General features: G+C 34.0%; 18 protein-coding genes. 12 read left to right on the top strand and 6 right to left on the bottom strand.

The genetic code is table 11. The features are described from left to right. Positions 1–38 precede the first annotated feature (38 nt). From ACWG0P_RS00610 to ACWG0P_RS00575, 8 genes are all read left to right on the top strand, one after another. Positions 39–884, top strand: a complete 846-nt coding sequence (locus ACWG0P_RS00610; RefSeq protein WP_455800017.1) for a DegV family protein — start codon at positions 39–41, stop codon at positions 882–884. A gap of 30 nt (positions 885–914) precedes the next feature. Beyond that, entirely contained in the window at positions 915–1,166 is a 252-nt protein-coding gene (locus ACWG0P_RS00605) for a kinase to dihydroxyacetone kinase (RefSeq protein WP_455800016.1), read from the top strand. A gap of 63 nt (positions 1,167–1,229) precedes the next feature. Next, positions 1,230–2,213, top strand: coding sequence for a YHYH domain-containing protein (locus ACWG0P_RS00600; RefSeq protein WP_455800015.1), 984 nt, complete (start codon positions 1,230–1,232; stop codon positions 2,211–2,213). A gap of 128 nt (positions 2,214–2,341) precedes the next feature. After that, positions 2,342–2,956 carry a TetR/AcrR family transcriptional regulator gene (locus ACWG0P_RS00595; protein ID WP_455800014.1) on the top strand — a complete coding sequence of 205 codons (615 nt, stop codon included), beginning with the start codon at positions 2,342–2,344 and terminating at the stop codon, positions 2,954–2,956. Between the two features lie 92 nt (positions 2,957–3,048). Beyond that, the gene (locus tag ACWG0P_RS00590) at positions 3,049–3,753 is read left to right on the top strand and encodes an ABC transporter ATP-binding protein (protein WP_455800013.1); all 705 of its coding nucleotides are present in this window, start codon (positions 3,049–3,051) and stop codon (positions 3,751–3,753) included. Beyond that, entirely contained in the window at positions 3,753–6,011 is a 2,259-nt protein-coding gene (locus ACWG0P_RS00585) for an ABC transporter permease (protein WP_455800012.1), read from the top strand. The genes ACWG0P_RS00590 and ACWG0P_RS00585 overlap by 1 nt, the downstream gene beginning before the upstream one ends. A 132-nt stretch (positions 6,012–6,143) precedes the next feature. Then, on the top strand, positions 6,144–6,674 hold the full coding sequence (locus tag ACWG0P_RS00580) for a dihydrofolate reductase family protein (protein WP_455800011.1): 531 nt from the start codon (positions 6,144–6,146) through the stop codon (positions 6,672–6,674). Positions 6,675–6,740: 66 nt separating this feature from the next. Beyond that, entirely contained in the window at positions 6,741–7,184 is a 444-nt protein-coding gene (locus ACWG0P_RS00575) for a nucleoside 2-deoxyribosyltransferase (RefSeq protein ID WP_455800010.1), read from the top strand. A gap of 19 nt (positions 7,185–7,203) precedes the next feature. On the opposite strand, the gene ACWG0P_RS00570 is transcribed toward ACWG0P_RS00575, so the two are convergent. After that, entirely contained in the window at positions 7,204–7,608 is a 405-nt protein-coding gene (locus ACWG0P_RS00570) for a MerR family transcriptional regulator (protein WP_455800009.1), read from the bottom strand. 107 nt (positions 7,609–7,715) lie between these two features. On the opposite strand from ACWG0P_RS00570, the gene ACWG0P_RS00565 reads away from it, so the two are divergent. Then, positions 7,716–8,576 carry an aldo/keto reductase gene (locus ACWG0P_RS00565; protein WP_455800008.1) on the top strand — a complete coding sequence of 287 codons (861 nt, stop codon included), beginning with the start codon at positions 7,716–7,718 and terminating at the stop codon, positions 8,574–8,576. A 1-nt stretch (position 8,577) separates the two neighbouring features. After that, complete coding sequence (locus tag ACWG0P_RS00560; RefSeq protein WP_455800007.1) at positions 8,578–9,261, top strand: flavodoxin; 684 nt, start codon at positions 8,578–8,580, stop codon at positions 9,259–9,261. Between the two features lie 26 nt (positions 9,262–9,287). On the opposite strand, the gene ACWG0P_RS00555 is transcribed toward ACWG0P_RS00560, so the two are convergent. The 5 genes from ACWG0P_RS00555 to ACWG0P_RS00535 form a co-directional block, all read right to left on the bottom strand. After that, on the bottom strand, positions 9,288–11,018 hold the full coding sequence (locus tag ACWG0P_RS00555) for a GNAT family N-acetyltransferase (RefSeq protein WP_455800006.1): 1,731 nt from the start codon (positions 11,016–11,018) through the stop codon (positions 9,288–9,290). Between the two features lie 92 nt (positions 11,019–11,110). After that, positions 11,111–11,485 (bottom strand): VOC family protein, encoded by a 375-nt coding sequence (locus tag ACWG0P_RS00550; protein WP_455800005.1) that lies wholly within the window; start codon positions 11,483–11,485, stop codon positions 11,111–11,113. A gap of 76 nt (positions 11,486–11,561) precedes the next feature. Then, a complete protein-coding gene (locus ACWG0P_RS00545; protein WP_455800004.1) occupies positions 11,562–12,278 on the bottom strand; it encodes a hypothetical protein in 717 nt (238 codons plus the stop codon). Between the two features lie 35 nt (positions 12,279–12,313). Next, a complete protein-coding gene (locus ACWG0P_RS00540) occupies positions 12,314–13,033 on the bottom strand; it encodes a hypothetical protein (RefSeq protein WP_455800003.1) in 720 nt (239 codons plus the stop codon). Continuing rightward, the gene (locus tag ACWG0P_RS00535; RefSeq protein WP_455800002.1) at positions 13,026–13,355 is read right to left on the bottom strand and encodes a PadR family transcriptional regulator; all 330 of its coding nucleotides are present in this window, start codon (positions 13,353–13,355) and stop codon (positions 13,026–13,028) included. The genes ACWG0P_RS00540 and ACWG0P_RS00535 overlap by 8 nt, the downstream gene beginning before the upstream one ends. 177 nt (positions 13,356–13,532) lie before the next feature. Here ACWG0P_RS00535 and ACWG0P_RS00530 point away from each other — a divergent pair, with 177 nt between their 5' ends. Together ACWG0P_RS00530 and ACWG0P_RS00525 are read left to right on the top strand one after the other, a co-directional pair. Next, the gene (locus ACWG0P_RS00530) at positions 13,533–14,237 is read left to right on the top strand and encodes an ABC transporter ATP-binding protein (RefSeq protein WP_455800001.1); all 705 of its coding nucleotides are present in this window, start codon (positions 13,533–13,535) and stop codon (positions 14,235–14,237) included. A 17-nt stretch (positions 14,238–14,254) separates the two neighbouring features. Then, entirely contained in the window at positions 14,255–17,503 is a 3,249-nt protein-coding gene (locus ACWG0P_RS00525; RefSeq protein WP_455800000.1) for an FtsX-like permease family protein, read from the top strand. The last annotated feature ends 3 nt before the right edge of the window (positions 17,504–17,506 follow it).

Genomic DNA, 17,506 nt, shown 5'->3' with positions numbered 1-17,506 from the left:
GAATTGTCGATATGATAATAAGGAAGAGGTGCATATATATGAAAATTGCTATTTTAACAGATAGTGGTTGTGCTTTATCACCAAAAGAAGGACTAGAAAAAGGAATTTACATTCTACCTTTGCAGGTGGTGGATGGGGATCAGACATTTCGAGATAGTGTAGAAATTACGACGGAAGATTTGTACGAGCGATTACGTAAAAATCATACGCCCAAGACAAGTTTACCAATCCTAAGCGATATTAAAGAAACAATTGATAACATAAAAGAGGCGGGGTTTGATGAGATTATCGCATTGCCTTTATCTTCAGGTTTATCTAGTACGTTTAACTCTATCCGTGTGGTAGCCCAAGATGCGAATATTACAATCACGCATATTGAAAATTATACAACGTGTGATTTGCAATATCATTCCGTGCAGTTGGCGAAGCAATATGTAGATGAGGGATTAAATGCAAAAGAAATCAAAGAAAAACTAGAACATAAAATACAACGTAGTGGTACTTTGATTTTACCAAATGATATTCAACATTTAAAACGAGGTGGTCGTTTAACACCGTTAGCTGCAGCTGCAGCAAGTCTTTTAAAAATCAAACCAATTCTAAAAATTGATCCATCTACAAATGGGAAAATCGATGTCTTTTCAAAAGTACGTACAGAAAAAAAGGCACAACTAGTCGCAATAGAGTATATAAGTGAACAGATGAAAGAGTCAGAAGGATGCGTGTATGTAATTCATTCGGATAATCTTGCGAAAGCGCAAGAAATTCGCAAAGAACTCAAGGATAGAAATCCACAACTTGAAATTCATATTCATACGATCTGTGCGGTTATCGCAGCCCATACAGGATTGGATTGTATTGCGATTCAATACATTGAAAAATAGATTAAATTATACGAAATAGGAGGAGTTTTTATGTTAGAGTTTCGTTATGATACACAATTATTAATCGAAGGTAAGAATCTTAATGAAGACAGTATCAATGCATATTTTACAGAGAATTTTAAAGGGGATTGTTTGTTAGCGGTAGGAGATGAAGAACTTATTAAGATTCACTTTCATACCAATGAACCATGGGATGTATTAAAGTATTGTTCTACCATTGGAGAAATATATGATATCGTGATTGAAGATATGGAACGACAATCCAATGGGTTAAAAGGTTAAAAGATTCATAATTTATAAGCGTAAAATGGGGAAAACAAATGAATTAAATTTCAGGAGGGTTTTATGCGTAAATTAAAAGTAGTAGTAGGTTTTGTTTTATTGTTTTTATTGGCGAATATTCCACAAAGCAATATGGAAGCACATCCAGGAAGAACGGACGGAAATGGCTGTCATACATGCCGAACAAATTGTGAAAAATGGGGATTACAATATGGAGAATATCATTGTCACAATGGAGGTTCTACAAATGATACACCACAAAGCAGTGGAAATAATAATACATATGTTGCGCCACAACCACAAGTTGAACAACCGAGTGTAGATTATGAAGCCATTGGTAAAAATGATGGATATGCTTTTAAGAAAGATCATCCCAATGCGACTTTAGAAGAAGCAACTTATACCTATCAAGATGCGAGCTACAAATCATCTTTTGAAGAAGCATTTCATAGTGCAGAAGCAGAACTTGAACAAACAAGTAAAACTGCCGCAATAAGTGCAGGGACTAAGGATGCGACTTCCTATGATACATATCAACTCGATTCTGTTTCGAATGAATATATGAAAAGCGTATATGAAACAAATTATAAAACAGCATTCGACACAGAAGTAGGACGGATTAAACGTGAATTAGACGCAACTGCAAAAGAATATGCCTATGCCTCTGTGTTTGGTATTCAAAAGAATGAGACAATGCAGGGCTATGAGTTAGAAAAATATAAAGAACATTATAAGAAATCCTTTGAGAAGTACGAAGAAGATTATAAGACAGAAAAACAAGAAGTATTAGAAGAGGCTAAGAAAAAAGGAATAGAAGACAAACAAGAAACGAATGATAAAAACTACGATTTCTTAGTGTCTTATGAGAATACAAAGTTCTATGATGAGGCAAAGGAAGCATATGATCAAGCATATGAGAATGAAACTACTTCTCCTTTCGTCATTATCATTGGACTTGGTATTTGGTTATTGTTGTTGATTGTTGCGATAAGGATTGCGACGAAAAGAACAAAACGTTATCGTCGTTCCTTACATACAAACGGATAAAGCATGGCTCCATCATGCTTTTTTTCTTTATAATAATGAACACATGATAATTAATGATTTTTTAATTGTACAAAGACTTGCCATAAAAGCTTAAAATATATACCATATAGGAGAAGGGAGATGATGATATGCAAACAAAAAAAGAAGATATTCGCATGACGATTCTAGAATGTGCTAGAGATGAGTTTATGAATCATGGATATGAAGATGCTTCTATGCGTACGATTGCCAAGAAGGCGAACACTTCTCTAGGGAATATTTATCATTATTTTCCCAATAAAAAGGCAATTCTAGATAGCTTGATAAAGCCAGTTGTTCAAGAGGTATGCAACTTTGTAAGAGAACATTCTAAGATCGAAGATACAAGACTTGATATGGATCAAATCAACGCTATCTTAGAACAAGTGGATTTTAACGAACCTGAAATGAAGGCTTTGTTATCAAAGGAATTTGTTATTTTTATGGAGACAAAAGATCCTGAGTATGTAGCGATACGTGAAGAAACACTACAAGTATTTCGCCATCACATCGCAAAACATATGCACTTTAAAGATGGAAGTAATCACTTTGTGATTATCGTTACGAAGATGTTGGTAGATTGTATTATACACATGGTTCGTTGTAATGAATGTGTACATGATAAAAAAGAAGATATTATCGATATGTTCAAAATTTTATGTAGAAGTGTCGCCGTACAAGGTAGTGTAACTTTACCAGAAGAAAACAAAGAATCTCCAGAATAGAAATATAGTAGTAATCATGATCAAAATGTATAAAGAAAAAAATGTAGAGGCTACATGTTTTTCTTATACCCAAATAAGAGAGGAAGAGTATTATGAAAAAAATTGTTGAGTTTAAAAACGTATGTAAAACATATGGGGAAAAGGAAAGTATGGTATATGCTTTAAGAAATGTAAACTTTTCTATTGATGAAGGCGAATTTGTTGTCATACTTGGACCAAGTGGTGCAGGTAAGAGTACAATTTTGAATTTGTTGGGTGGTATGGATGAGGCGACCTCTGGGAATATTCAAATAGAAGAAATGGCGATTGAGAATATGAAAGAGAAAGAATTGGCAGATTATCGAGCAGAGAAAGTTGGCTTTGTTTTTCAATTTTATAATTTAATACCAACGTTAACGGTATATGAAAATGTAGCACTTATGAAAGAGTTGAAGAAGGATATCATGGATCCTAAAGATGCACTTACACGTGTTGGATTGCAAGCGCATCTGCATAAGTTTCCTTCACAGTTATCCGGTGGTGAACAACAGCGTGTATCTATTGCACGTGCTATTAGTAAATATCCTGCTCTATTGCTTTGTGATGAACCTACAGGCGCATTAGATTCTACAACAGGACTCACGGTTTTAACGCAACTAAAAGATATGTGTAAGAAATATGGACATACGACGATTCTTGTCACACACAATGCAGCGTTAGAAAAGGCTGCGGATAAAGTTATCTATGTAAAGAATGGGGAAGTGGAAAACATTGTGACACACGAACATCCTTGTGAAATAAATGAGGTGAACTGGTAATGTTATTTCGTAAAATGTATCGCGATATATGTGCGAACAAAGCGCAGTTCATCGCTATCTTCTTAATGATCTTTCTAGGTGTTTTCATTTTTGCGGGTGTGAATAGTGATTGGAATGGAATGAAGGTAAGCTCAGAAACATTTTATGATGAAAGCAAACTAGCGGATGTATGGGTATATGGTAATGGCTTTTCGAAAGATGATGTAGAAGTATTGAAGAAGGAAAAGGGAATCGATGAAGTAGAACGTAGAGCTTCTTTTGATACCTATGTAAAAGATAACAAGAAGAAAAAGATTACATTATTTATCGTAGAAGATTATAAACTTTCACAAATGAAAGTTATGAAGGGGGAAGCTTATCAAAAGGACGTGGATGGAATTTGGATTGATCAATCTTATGCGAGCGAAAACAATCTGAAAATAGGACAAAAATATGCAGTAGAGATGAATGGAATTTCTATCGAAAAAGAAATTAAGGGATTTGTATACCATCCAGAAATGGTATATCAAAAAGGAAACGACACGATACTTCCAGATCATAAACATCAAGGATATGCGCTAGTTTCATCAAATAACCTTCCTTTTAATGATCATATTCCTTATACCCAATTGCTTATAAAAACAAAAAATCCTACAACCATGTATTCGATCGTTCGTGATGCTTTAGAAAAAAGTAATCTTACCTTTATTGAAAGAGAAGATATGTTGAGCTATGCGACTCTACAAGCAGAGATTGAACAACATCAAGCATTCTCTAAAGTATTTCCAGCCGTATTCTTATTAATCGCAGTTCTAACAACCATGACTACGTTAAGTAAAATGATTATGAATCAGCGTTTACAAATTGGGATATTAAAGGCATTGGGTTTTAAAAATCGTAAGGTAACTTTTCATTATTTATCACACGTAGTGGTAATCGCCAGTGTAGGGGCAATTCTAGGATTTGTTATTGGACCACTTATTATTCCAGAATTGATTTTTCCGATGATGCGTAGCGTTTATGTACTTCCAGAATTAAAGCCCTACCCAGTAGATAGTAGTGTATATATGGTATTTGCTAGTATCATTGTATGCTTTAGTGTATCCTTTATCATTACGCGTAAACTACTAAAGGAAAAACCTGCGTCTGCATTACGTCTTAAAGTTGTCATCTATCAAAAGAAAAGAGAACATAGTTCAAGTATATGGAACAAGTTGAATTTCTATGCACAATGGAACGTACGAGATATTTTTCGAAATAAGATTCGTTCATTGATAGCTATCATTGGTGTGGCTGGTTGTATGGGGTTAATGATTTGTGCATTCGGTATGCAAAATAGTATGGATCATATGATGAATATGATGTTTCATGAACTTTCTACCTATGAAATGCGTGTACAACTAGGAGAAGATGGTGATCATGAGAAAGTAAAAGAACGTATGAATGGGTCTTTTATTCAAGAAGGGGCAATGGAATATAAGTATAAGAATGAAAAGAAAACAGGAAATCTATTGATTCAAGAAGATACACGATATATGAAAATGCAAGATGAGGATTTAAAAGAGGTAGAGTTACCAAAAGATGGAATTGCATTGTCTTATAATATCGCAAAAGAATACGGTATAAAAAGAGGGGATTTTATTTCTTGGCGTATCATGGGGAATAAAACATGGGTAAAAAGCAAAGTGAAAGAAATTATTCATACACCTTCAACACAGGGAATTACGATGTCAAAAGAAGTATTCAATGAAGCTGGTATGAAGTTTATCCCCTCAGCAGTTGTTGGGAAAAGTGCGAATGTGAAATCAATCAAAGGAGTTTTGAATATACAATACCTTAAGGGGGATATTGAAAATAGTATGGAAACGATGATGCAAGGTATGAATCTTTTGATTGGTATTTTAATCTTTGGGGCAGTGGTGCTTGGATTGGTTGTTCTTTATAATATCGGAACATTTTCCTATTACGAAAAAATTAGGGAAATGGCAACCTTAAAAGTTTTAGGATTCCGTAATCAAAAAGTAAAGAAACTCCTTTCTCAACAAAATCTATGGTTAACAATTGTTGGTATCTTGTTGGGATTACCTTTTGGATATACACTTATCTATAGCGTTCTATCCACGGTGGGAAGTTCAATGGATATGCAAATCATGATTGCGCCTTCTACAATTTTAGGTTGTAGTCTAGCAACCTTGATTGTTTCTTATTTGGTGGTTAAAATTGTATCGCTAAAGACAAGAAAGATCGATATGGTATCTGCCTTAAAAGCGATGGAGTAGTTCTATATGATTGAAGGATTCGACATATCCCCAAAGAGATTGGTAAATTATGTTTCTTATAGAATCTTTCTTCAAGTATATGTTACACTTATCTAAGGATTTTGAAGAACTTTGAAAAGGAGATAAGAATCTATGAGAAAATCAGTGCTATTTATTGGTATGAGTTTGGATGGTTATATAGCGGATGTACAAGGTGGTGTTGAATGGATGGGTGGACAAACACAAAGTGATGACGATATGCAAAGCTATGAAGAGTTTATAAAAGAAGTTGATACTGTGATAATGGGGTGGAATACCTACAACCAGATAGCAAATGAATTATCTCCTAAGCAATGGCTTTATGAAGAGTTTTATAGCTATGTTGTAACCCATCGTGATTTACCATCGAAGAAAAATATTGAATTTACAAAGCAATCACCAGAAGAAATTCTTCACAAATTGAAACAGCAGGATGGCAAAGCCATTTGGATTTGCGGAGGAGCAACGATTGTTTCACAGCTTATAGAAGCAGACTTGATCGACCGTTTTCATGTCTCTGTATTACCTATTTTACTAGGGGATGGCATAAGACTCTTTTCAAAGCAAAAGCAAAGCATGAAGTTACAATTGGTAAAGACACAATCCTATAATGGCATTACGGATTTAATATATGAGCGTAGATAGCGTAGGTTCATCACTGGTTTTTCTTTTATGGGTATAGTATAATTTTAAAAAAGAGAGAGGTAAGTTATGAAAGTTTATTTAGCAGGTTCTTTATTCAATGAAGCAGAAGTAGCACAACGTAAAAAAGAAGGAAACATCATGCGAGAAATGTTCCCTGAACTTGATATATTTAATCCTATTGACCAACCATTTAATGAAAATAAACAAAGTCTTCCTACACCTATTGATATATATGATGCGGATACGAAGGCAGTAGAAGAGTGTGATGTCTTTATTGCGGATGTAACGAATGAGGATGCTGGCGTTATGGTAGAGCTAGGGATTGCGATTAAAAGTAATACGAAAATTATCATCGGTATTAACAGTGATATACGTTTGATAAGTGCAAATCGTTATGATGTACCAACGTATGGGATGAATCATTATGTTTTAGGCGCAGTATTAAAACATGGATACTTTGTACGTAGTTTTGAAGAAGCCATGGCAAAATTAAAAGAAGTAATATCTTAATTCAATCTATGATGAAGCTTTAGGAGTCTTTTTCATCCTTAATGAGATTACTAATATATGGGATTTTTTTTGCTAAAACATCATCGTAAAATTGTTGTTTTGTATCAATATAATCTATACAATTTTGGACTTCTTGTAATTTTTCTAATAGAAGTTCTTTTTTGTAATCCAAAATAAGTTTCCTTTCAGGAATTGAAGATTCACCATCTAAACAAAGTTCTATATATTCTTTCATCTCTACAATACTCATACCACAATCCTTTAAACATGATAAATTTTTAATCCACGCAACATCCTTATCATCAAAGACACGGTAGTTATGTGAATCTCTTTTAACATTAGGAATAAGACCTTCATTACAATAATATTTCAGCGTTTCATATGTCATCTGCGTTTCGAGACAAACCTCTTTCATTGAATACATAAAATTTCCTCCATTTATTTTAAAAAAAGCATTGACCGGTTGTAACTACCGTCTTGTATGATTTGATTGTATCCAAAAAGAGACGATAAGTCAAGGAGGTATACTTTATGGAATATGTTACTTTGCGAAATGGTGTGAAAATGCCAAAATTAGGCTTTGGAGTTTTCCAAATAGCAAAAGAGGATTGTAAACGTTGCGTGTTAGAAGCAATCGATGCAGGGTATCGTCATATTGATACAGCACAGTCTTATTTTAATGAAGAAGAAGTGGGACAAGCTATTGTAAAATGTGGAATACCTAGAGAAGAATTATTTATTACTACAAAAGTGTGGATTGATCATTATGGTTATGAATCTTGTAAAGAATCATTACTTAAGTCTATGGAGAAGTTAAAGGTTTCTTATATCGATTTGGTGTTGTTACACCAACCATTTTCCGATTATTATGGAGCATATCGTGCCCTTTGTGATTTCTATGAAGAAGGAAAAATCAAAGCAATTGGAGTTAGCAACTTTTCTCCAGATCGTTTGGCAGATATGGTTGCTTTTCAAAAGATTGCACCACATGTAAATCAAGTAGAAGTGAATCCATTTCATCAACAAATACTGGCTCAAGACAATATGAAAAAAAGAGAAGTACAAATGGAAGCTTGGGCACCTTTTGGAGAAGGCAAACAAAATATGTTTGAAAATGAAGTTCTTCAAAATATCGCCAACAAATATCAAAAAAGTGTCGCTCAAGTAATTCTACGTTGGTTGATGCAACGAGATATCGTTGCACTTGCAAAATCTACTCATATGAATAGAATGAAAGAAAATATCGATATATTTAATTTTGAACTTTCTGATAAAGATATGCAAACGATATCAGAACTAGATAAAAAAGAAAGTTTGTTCTTTTCACACCAAACACCTGAAACAGTAGATTTTTTTGTAGAAATGGTGAAACAACGGAAAGACAAGGTATAGCATGAAAAAAATATTGATACCGATGATGGCACTTGTTCTATTGTTTAACGCAACTGCGTGTTCAAAGGAAAAAGAAACACAAGTAAGTCAACCAAAAGATACAAGCACCACAGGGGAAACACAAGATTTAGGAAAAACACTGGTCGTATATTTCTCGGTTCCAGAAACTACTTCTCCTGAAAACATGAGTAAAGAACAAGAAAATAGTACAGTAGTTATGGATGGAGAAGTTTTAGGTAATACAGAATATGTTGCGAAAGTGATTCAGGAACATATTAGCGCAGACATATTTCGCATAGAACCTAAAACTCCATATACGACAGATCATGAAGCTCTTATTGAACTAGCGGATAAAGAACTTGAAGAACATGCACGTCCACAACTAAAAGAAGGAGTAGAAAATATTGAACAGTACGATACGATTTATATTGGTTATCCTACTTGGTGGAGTGATTTACCAATGATCGTATATTCCTTTTTAGATATGTACGATTTATCTGATAAAACCATAATTCCTTTTAATACGCACGGTGGAAGTGGGTTTGCAGGTACAATAGAAAACATTATAAAAGCAGAACCTAATGCTCATGTAGTGCAAGATGGATTGAGTATTTCAAGAGATGATGTAGAAGAAAGTAAACAAATGATTATAGAATGGTTGGATGCGTTCCATAAGAAATCATAAAAAAGCGAGCAGAAACTTGCTCGCTTTTATAATTCTTCATTGATAAATAAAGGTTTCTTAGGGAATGTATCACTACCTAATTCTTTCACCATCATGTGTGTTGTAACTTTCTTTCTTCCTGGAAGTTCCTCATTTTCTTCCAACATGACAAAGACTTTTTTATCATGTTCACAAAGTAAGGATAACATCTGATTTCGCGCTGTTTCACTTTGATAAATACATTCATGAATATAAAGAGCATCTTCTAGTTCTTCAAGAATACTATATCCATCCATAACTCCATTTACTTCATGGAGCAAAATGTTATACTTCCACAAGGCACTATAGGCAATCTTTTGTTCATAGTATACAGTATCACGAACACGATATCCATTTTTATCTTTCGTGAATATCTGGTAGTTTTCTAGTAACAAATTAGGAGAAGTACAAGGAGATAGTGTTCCTGTTTTGTCTGTAAAACTTGCTTTGTCCAATTTTATTTTAGAAAGTGCATATACTTCTTCAAACCCAAATGCTTTATATACATCCCAATCATAAGCCTGTAAAAGAGTGAAACGCTCACTTTTCTTCAAGTCTTCTAGAACATAGTTCATAAGACGTTTCATATACCCACAGCCTTCATATTCATCGTTTGTTGCGACACCTACAATAAAGGAGACTTGTTCCTCTTTGCCATCTAATACGATTTTCATTTTCCTTGTTTGCATCATCGCAATCAATTCTTCTTCACTATAAAGAATATAACATTCTTCTTCATGATACATATGAGTAAAGAAGTACTCTGTACTTTCCTTTGTTTCATCCTCGAAACGTGCAGTCCATAAGGCTTTGATAGATTCTAAGAAAGTATCGTTAGCTTTTGAGATTTCAATCTTTTGATGACAACTACCAAACTTCTGTGTTTTTGAAATTGGCTGCATATCTGTTTTTGCTTTTCGAAGTTCTGGATGTCCCATATCATCTTCACGATTTAAATATAGGACTTCTTCATCAAGTGTTTCTAAGAATAATTTTAGAATCGCAATATATAAACCACGAACAGATCGATTGGCTTTTTCTACATGGATTTGTACAGTATCTTTCGATAAACGTGAAGTGATGTTGAATGCTTGCAGTTGCCCATCAATATAAATACAACCACCCTGAATTTCCAACGTATTTAGATTCGTTAGCAATAAACGAATACCTGCTTCCTCTGCATCGATGCTATCATCATGATCTTTGTTTGCTTTCCATGCCTTTAACAATTCATAAATGTTTGGGATATCACATTCTTCTAATGCTTTATAAACAAAGCGTCCTTCATATTCTTTTAAAAATGCATTATAATGATTTCTTCTTTTTTGCATTTTCTTTCCAACAAGAGTTTCTTGTTGTTTGCGCTCATAAATATAATCTCTTGCGTTATAACAATCCCAAACTAAAAATTCATCCGGATAGTTTTCTTGTAGCCAATTCTTAAATTCAAGGGTCATGGAATGAATTTCAAACTCCATCCCTAAAGTAGAAGAGTATTCCTGAATGGTTTGCATTGCTTTTTTACGATATTCTTTCGTGCAATATGGCATCATCCATATGGTCGGATGATTTGGCATTTTAGTATAAGCTATTGCATAATGTTCGAAGGTTTCAAAGTACACTTCATACATGGAAGACCACATCAACATTGTGATGATATTGGAATTATATTCATTGTAATCAGCTTGTTTTATATAAGGAGATAATTCATCTTTATTTTCTAATGTTAGTTTTTTCATAGTACCTCTTCAATCTTATGGAATTATTATAGACCTCTATAACAAGATTCACAAGTATTCTGCCTGAAAAAAGAAAAGATATCCAAATAGTATTAGATATCTTTTTCAGGCACGATTTCTAGCCAGTAATCATCAGGGTCATGGATGAAATAAATACCCATACTTGTATTTTCAAAGCAGATGCAATCCATCTCTTTATGTTTTTGATAGGCTTTATTAAAATCCTTCACACAGAACGCAATATGACTTTCATTTTCACCTAATTCGTAAGATTGTGGATGATCTTTCAACCAAGTTAATTCTAACTCAAAAGAAGAAATACCATCTCCAAGGTAGCATAATACAAAGCTTCCATCACTTGCTTCTTTTGTACGAATGACATCCAAATCAAGAGCTTCTTTATAAAATGCAATGCTTTTTTGTAGATCCGTTATATTGATATTGCAATGTGCTATACGATATTCCATTTTGTAACACCTCCTGCATATAGTATAGCATAATTTCAAAAAGACTTAGGATTCTTTGATTCAAAATAAAGATCCTTCAGGAAAGAGTCTTTGTCATTTGTATATGTTTTTTATGAAGGGATTGAACGAACTTGGTTAAGAGTATCTTGCATATAAATGCAGCAAGAATAATGAGTATGATCGTAAGTAAAGGAATCTCAATTTCATTTGAAAAGCCTATTACTTGGACATAAATAGTTGCGCATATTCCAGCAGTAATGCCAGCCACTACGCATTGTATAGTTATAAGCGTCTTTGATCTTTTTTTCTCTTTTTTAAAAGCTGTTTTTGTAACATATTCATAGATTGCGAGAGGTATGGTCATCAACACAAAAAATAGGATAAGGGAAAGGATAGGAACGGAAAGATATGTTTGAAGAATTCCATTCTCAAATAGCTGTGTATAATCAATATTGAATAATAACATAATCGTACTCAATAACACGAATTCATAAAATACGATTTCGATAAGCTCAATGATCTTTACAGCTTTTGTTTTCTTTGGTGTGCTAGCAATGATCTCATCACAGAATGCTTTAAAATCATCGCCGATCCGCTCATGTATATCGACGTTTTGATTTTGCGCATCCAAGAACATGGCTAAGAGATCATGGCGTATTTCTTCAATTTGTTCATCGTAGATATCACTAGATCGCAGATAACAGACAATATCGACCATGATGATACTGTTTTCACTTGTAAGTTCATTGTCCAGCTTGTTGTTGGATAGACGTAATTCTTTTAATTTATTCATAGTAGTATAGACCTCCTGTCGGTAATTGTTGATTGTTATTGTTGCATGATAGTAAGTTCAATATGTTGCTTACGCAAGTAGAAAATCCAAAGACTAGTGATTGCCATAGCCAAAACAGAAACAATGAAAATAGTGAGGGCATGCATCATCTGGATTGTGAACGTGATGTTTTGATCAAAGAAAAGGAAAGATATTATTGTGAAAATAAAATAAATAAATAGACTAATAACACCTGTGAGGATTCGAGTATGACGATGCGTATGAAGGATGATCAAAAGGAGCCGGATGATATATACATTTACGAAGAAAACGATAAAGGAATATGAAATAGCATAAGTGACAACGGAGAGAGGTATTTGTAGTATAACGGAATGTCCTGAAAACAACATGTTATAGTTATTAAGATTCGAAGGCAAAGGGAGTAAAATACCCATGAAAAGTATGAACGAAAAGATGGCAATCATTCGTATAAATTCAAGTATGCTTTCAAATATGGTTTTCTTTACAGAGCTTTGAATGATTTCATCGCAGAAGTTTTTTACACTGACACCTAATTTTGTATCGAAACTTACCCCTTGATCTTGCGCTTCTAACATAATATATAAAATATCTTGTTTTGTTTCTTCAATTTTTTCAATATACAAACGTGACCCAAGTAAATACGTACTAATATCTAAGTAAATAGGCTTATTGATATAATCTAATTTCTTTGATAATTGTCGATTTGTTTTTCGTAAAGCTCTTAGTTTATTCATGATGATATCCTCCATTTAGGGCATCTACTGCATTCCTTAATTCATTCCACTGTGTTACGAAATTAAATAGTTCTTGTTCACCTAAGGGTGTTAAGGAGAAATACTTTCTTTTAGGGCCTAATGCAGACTCACGATAGACTGCTTTTATGAGTCCATTTTTTTCAAGACGCAAAAGTAAAGGATAAATAGTTCCTTCTGAAATCTCTCCGAATCCAAATTCTTTCAATCGAAGTGATATCTCATATCCATATGTCTCTTTGTGCTGTATGACTTGTAAAATACAACTATCTAGAATACCTTTTAACATTTGAGAGGGAATCATAGGTCTACTCCTTTCGCTATCTTGCAATGCAAGTTACTTACAACTATATTGTAAAGCAAGGTAGCTGAGTTGTCAACAAGAGTTTATATAAGATAGTGTTACAAAAGTAACATTTATAATGCCGAAATCAAGAAAAACGAGTATAATATAGATAAGATAATTATGGAGGGAACGTCCATGAGCGCCTATATAGAGTTTAAAAATGTAAAAAAGATTTATAAAATGGGAGAGGTTGAAATTGAAGCACTTAAAGGTGTTGATTTTTCAATTGATAAGGGTGAGTTTGTGATAATAGCAGGAGCAAGTGGTGCTGGAAAGAGTACCATTTTAAATATCCTTGGTGGTATGGATAGCTGTAGCAGTGGTGATATTTATGTCGATGGTAGAGAAGTGAGTAAGTTTCAACGCAAAGAACTAACAACATATCGTCGTTATGATATTGGATTTGTATTCCAGTTTTATAACCTCGTACAAAATCTTACTGTGAAAGAAAATGTAGAACTTGCTACACAAATCTGTGAACATCCGTTGGATATCGATGAAACTATTAAGGCGGTTGGTTTGGAAGAAAGAGCTTCTAATTTTCCAGCCCAATTATCTGGTGGTGAACAACAACGTGTTGCGATTGCTCGAGCACTTGCGAAGAATCCAAAATTGTTGCTATGTGATGAACCAACAGGTGCATTAGACTATAACACCGGAAAACAGATTTTAAAACTCTTACAGGATATGTGTAAATCACATGGTATTAGTGTGGTTGTAATTACGCATAATCTTGCACTTACCGCAATGGGAGATAAAGTTATCAAAGTACGCAATGGAGGTATTGAAAGTATTGTACAAAATGAACATCCACTGCCTGTAGATGAAATTGAATATTAAATCGAAAGGAATCCATTATGAAGAAAAAAGCACTTCTAAAAGATACAACACGAGAAATTAAAAAATCTTTTGGACGCTTCATTTCCATCTTTGCAATCGTGGGAATCGGAGTGGCTTTTTATGCTGGAATCAAAGCGAGTGTTCCTATTATGAAGAGTTCAGCCGATGTATATTATGATGACTATCGGTTAATGGATTTTAAAGTACAATCAACCTTAGGACTAACAAAGGATGATGCGACCGCAATAGAAAAAATAAGTGGAGTAGAGGGTGTATATGCATCTCATACCTTAGATACTTTAACGATGCAAGGTTCACAACAAAACGTTGTACGCGTGATGTCCTTTTCAATGAACAAGGAAAGTAAGGATTCTAGTTATATTAATCAATACAAGTTGGTAGAGGGAAGAATGCCCACAAATGAGAATGAATGTATTATGGAAGCTGATAAAATTGCGCCTTCTGGATATGCATTAGGGGATAAAATTACACTTACTTCAGGAACATCTGAGAAGCTTGGAGAATCCTTAAAGAATGACACGTATACAGTTGTAGGAAAGGTTATGACACCTTACTATCTATCCTATGAAAAAGGAAGTTCTACTGTTGGAGATGGAAAGGTAGCTAGATATATCGCTATACCAGATACAAACTTCACTTCAGATGTATATAGTGAAATTTATGTAACAGTGGATGGGGCTGTTTCTTATAATTCTTATTATGATGATTACTTCGATAAAATCAAACCAATCGAAAAAGCTATCAAAGAAATATCTAAGGAACGTGGCGATGTTCGTCTACAAGAAGTTAAGAAAACAGCACAAGATAAACTAGATGAAGGTATTGTAGAGTACGAGGAAAACAAAGCGAAGTTTGATCGTGAAATAGCTGATGCTAAAGTGAAATTAGCAGATGGTGAACAGCAGTTAAACAAAGGAAAAGCAGATTTATCTTCAAACATAAAAAATACAGAAACTACGTTTAAACAAAAAGAACAAGAAATTGCAGATGGTAGAGCAAAGGTTGTGGAACTACAACAACAATATACAACTGGATCTACGCAACTTGAGTCCAATAAACAGCAATTTGAAAAGGATAAAGCTAGTGCGTTAAGTAAACAAGCGGCGTTACAAACACAATTGGATGGCATCAATGATCAGTTGATTGCACTTAGTAATGCCCTACAAAATCCAGCACTTAGCGAGGAAGAAAGAGCAGAACTTCTTAAGCAAAGAGAAGAATTGATAAAAGAACAAGTAGAATTATCAAATGGAATTTTAAAGATACGTATCGAACTTGATAATGGACAACAACAGTTGGACGATGCACAACAACAATTGACACAATTTAAGGAAGCTATTTCCAAAAATACTACACAACTTGATGCTGGAGAACAACAAATCAAGGATGGAAAGTTGAGTGCACAAAAAGAATTTGAAAAAGCACAAGCGACAATTTCTAAAAATGAGCAAGAACTTAACGACAAAAAAATAAAGCTTGTCAATGAGGAACGAGATGGCATTGCAAAACTTGAAGAAGCAAATGAAACAATTGAAAAAGGTAAAAAAGATATAGCAGAAATAGAAGAACCAAAGTGGTACATACTAGATCGACATTCACATTATTCCTATATGGATTTTGGTAGTGCAGCAGATCGTATGGATGGTATCGCAAAAGTGTTCCCAGTCTTCTTCTATCTTGTAGCAGCACTTGTTTGTTTGACAACGATGACACGTATGGTGGATGAACAACGTCAAGAGATTGGAACGCTTAAAGCATTAGGGTATTCTAATGCATATATTGCGATGAAGTATATTGCATATGCTGGAATCGCGAGTATCTTTGGAGGTTTATTTGGAGCGATTGTAGGTACTGTGATTTTCCCAACCGTGATTTATAATGCTTGGGGTATTATGTATCTTATGCCTTCGGTAACCTTGCATTTTGAAGTTGCGATGGCATTCACCTCTATAGGTATTGCGTCCTTCGTGACTATTGCGGCGGCTGTATTTGCATGTTATAAAGATTTGATGGAAACTCCATCCCTTCTTATGCGTCCAAAGGCACCAAAGAATGGAAAGACGATTCTATTAGAACGTATTCACTTCATTTGGAAACATTTCAATTTCATTCATAAAGTAACTGCACGAAATATCTTCCGTTATAAGAAAAGATTCCTTATGACAGTAATTGGTATAAGCGGTTGTACTGCTTTATTAGTGGCAGGATTTGGTGTTCAGGATTCTATTGGAGAAATTGTTACGAAACAATACGGAGACATCTTTACCTTTGATATGAGTGTAACTTACAAAGAGGATTCAACACTTACACAAAGAGAAGAATTGAACAAACAATTAAGTAGTGATTCTACATTTAAAGATCATATGGAAGTATCTATTCTTCATGGCACATTTAGAGATAAAGGCGATGATCAAGGCGTTGATATTTATGTGGTAAATGACAAAGAGAAGTTCAAAGATTTTATCGATGTGAGAACACGCATTGGCCATGAAGAAGTTCCTATCCAAGATGATGGGGCTGTTATTACAGAGAAACTAGCAAAACGAAAAGGTGTAGATGTTGGAGATACACTTGCCATTAACAACGGAGATGGTGTTCAAAAGAAAGTGAAGATTACAGGGATTTGCGAAAACTATGTTGGACATGCAATTTATATGAGCAATACGTATTATAAGGGATTGTATCATGTTAGCGCAAAACCAAGTGGACAACTTATCAAGATAAAAAAATCATATTTCAAAGAGGAAAGTAAAATTGGAAACAAGTATATGCAAGATGATATGATTCAATCCGTATCCTTCTATTCCAGCATTGCTTCTAGCTTTGAGAAAACGGTAGATTCCTTATCGTTTGTTGTAGTAGTATTAATCATATCAGCCGGATTATTGGCATTTGTTGTGTTATACAATTTAACAAATGTAAATATATCCGAACGATTAAGAGAAATTGCAACAATTAAAGTATTAGGATTTTATGACAATGAAGTAAGTGCATACGTATATCGTGAGAACATATTCTTGACAATCATTGGTGGTTTTGTTGGATTATTCTTAGGTATTGCATTACATGGACTCATTATGGATTTAGCAGAATTAGATAATGTAATGTTTGGAAGGAATATTGATATGTCATCATTTATGTATTCTTTCTTGATTACTGTAGCATTCGCAATTATTGTAAATCTTGCGATGTTCAATAAACTGAAAAAGATTCCAATGGTAGAATCTTTGAAATCAGTAGAATAGGAG

It is taken from the genome of Amedibacillus sp. YH-ame6 (assembly GCF_053848845.1).
This window is presented reverse-complemented; position numbering and strand designations above follow the sequence as displayed.

Excerpts from the sequence above, each read along its gene's own strand:
- ACWG0P_RS00585 (WP_455800012.1), top strand. The coding sequence starts at position 3,753 with ATGTTATTTCGTAAAATGTATCGCGATATATGTGCGAACAAAGCGCAG.
- ACWG0P_RS00530 (WP_455800001.1), top strand. The coding sequence starts at position 13,533 with ATGAGCGCCTATATAGAGTTTAAAAATGTAAAAAAGATTTATAAAATG.
- ACWG0P_RS00570 (WP_455800009.1), bottom strand. The coding sequence starts at position 7,608 with ATGTATTCAATGAAAGAGGTTTGTCTCGAAACGCAGATGACATATGAA.
- ACWG0P_RS00595 (WP_455800014.1), top strand. The coding sequence starts at position 2,342 with ATGCAAACAAAAAAAGAAGATATTCGCATGACGATTCTAGAATGTGCT.
- ACWG0P_RS00605 (WP_455800016.1), top strand. The coding sequence starts at position 915 with ATGTTAGAGTTTCGTTATGATACACAATTATTAATCGAAGGTAAGAAT.
- ACWG0P_RS00525 (WP_455800000.1), top strand. The coding sequence starts at position 14,255 with ATGAAGAAAAAAGCACTTCTAAAAGATACAACACGAGAAATTAAAAAA.
- ACWG0P_RS00555 (WP_455800006.1), bottom strand. The coding sequence starts at position 11,018 with ATGAAAAAACTAACATTAGAAAATAAAGATGAATTATCTCCTTATATA.
- ACWG0P_RS00590 (WP_455800013.1), top strand. The coding sequence starts at position 3,049 with ATGAAAAAAATTGTTGAGTTTAAAAACGTATGTAAAACATATGGGGAA.
- ACWG0P_RS00610 (WP_455800017.1), top strand. The coding sequence starts at position 39 with ATGAAAATTGCTATTTTAACAGATAGTGGTTGTGCTTTATCACCAAAA.
- ACWG0P_RS00540 (WP_455800003.1), bottom strand. The coding sequence starts at position 13,033 with ATGAATAAACTAAGAGCTTTACGAAAAACAAATCGACAATTATCAAAG.
- ACWG0P_RS00545 (WP_455800004.1), bottom strand. The coding sequence starts at position 12,278 with ATGAATAAATTAAAAGAATTACGTCTATCCAACAACAAGCTGGACAAT.
- ACWG0P_RS00600 (WP_455800015.1), top strand. The coding sequence starts at position 1,230 with ATGCGTAAATTAAAAGTAGTAGTAGGTTTTGTTTTATTGTTTTTATTG.
- ACWG0P_RS00565 (WP_455800008.1), top strand. The coding sequence starts at position 7,716 with ATGGAATATGTTACTTTGCGAAATGGTGTGAAAATGCCAAAATTAGGC.
- ACWG0P_RS00535 (WP_455800002.1), bottom strand. The coding sequence starts at position 13,355 with ATGATTCCCTCTCAAATGTTAAAAGGTATTCTAGATAGTTGTATTTTA.
- ACWG0P_RS00580 (WP_455800011.1), top strand. The coding sequence starts at position 6,144 with ATGAGAAAATCAGTGCTATTTATTGGTATGAGTTTGGATGGTTATATA.
- ACWG0P_RS00575 (WP_455800010.1), top strand. The coding sequence starts at position 6,741 with ATGAAAGTTTATTTAGCAGGTTCTTTATTCAATGAAGCAGAAGTAGCA.
- ACWG0P_RS00560 (WP_455800007.1), top strand. The coding sequence starts at position 8,578 with ATGAAAAAAATATTGATACCGATGATGGCACTTGTTCTATTGTTTAAC.
- ACWG0P_RS00550 (WP_455800005.1), bottom strand. The coding sequence starts at position 11,485 with ATGGAATATCGTATAGCACATTGCAATATCAATATAACGGATCTACAA.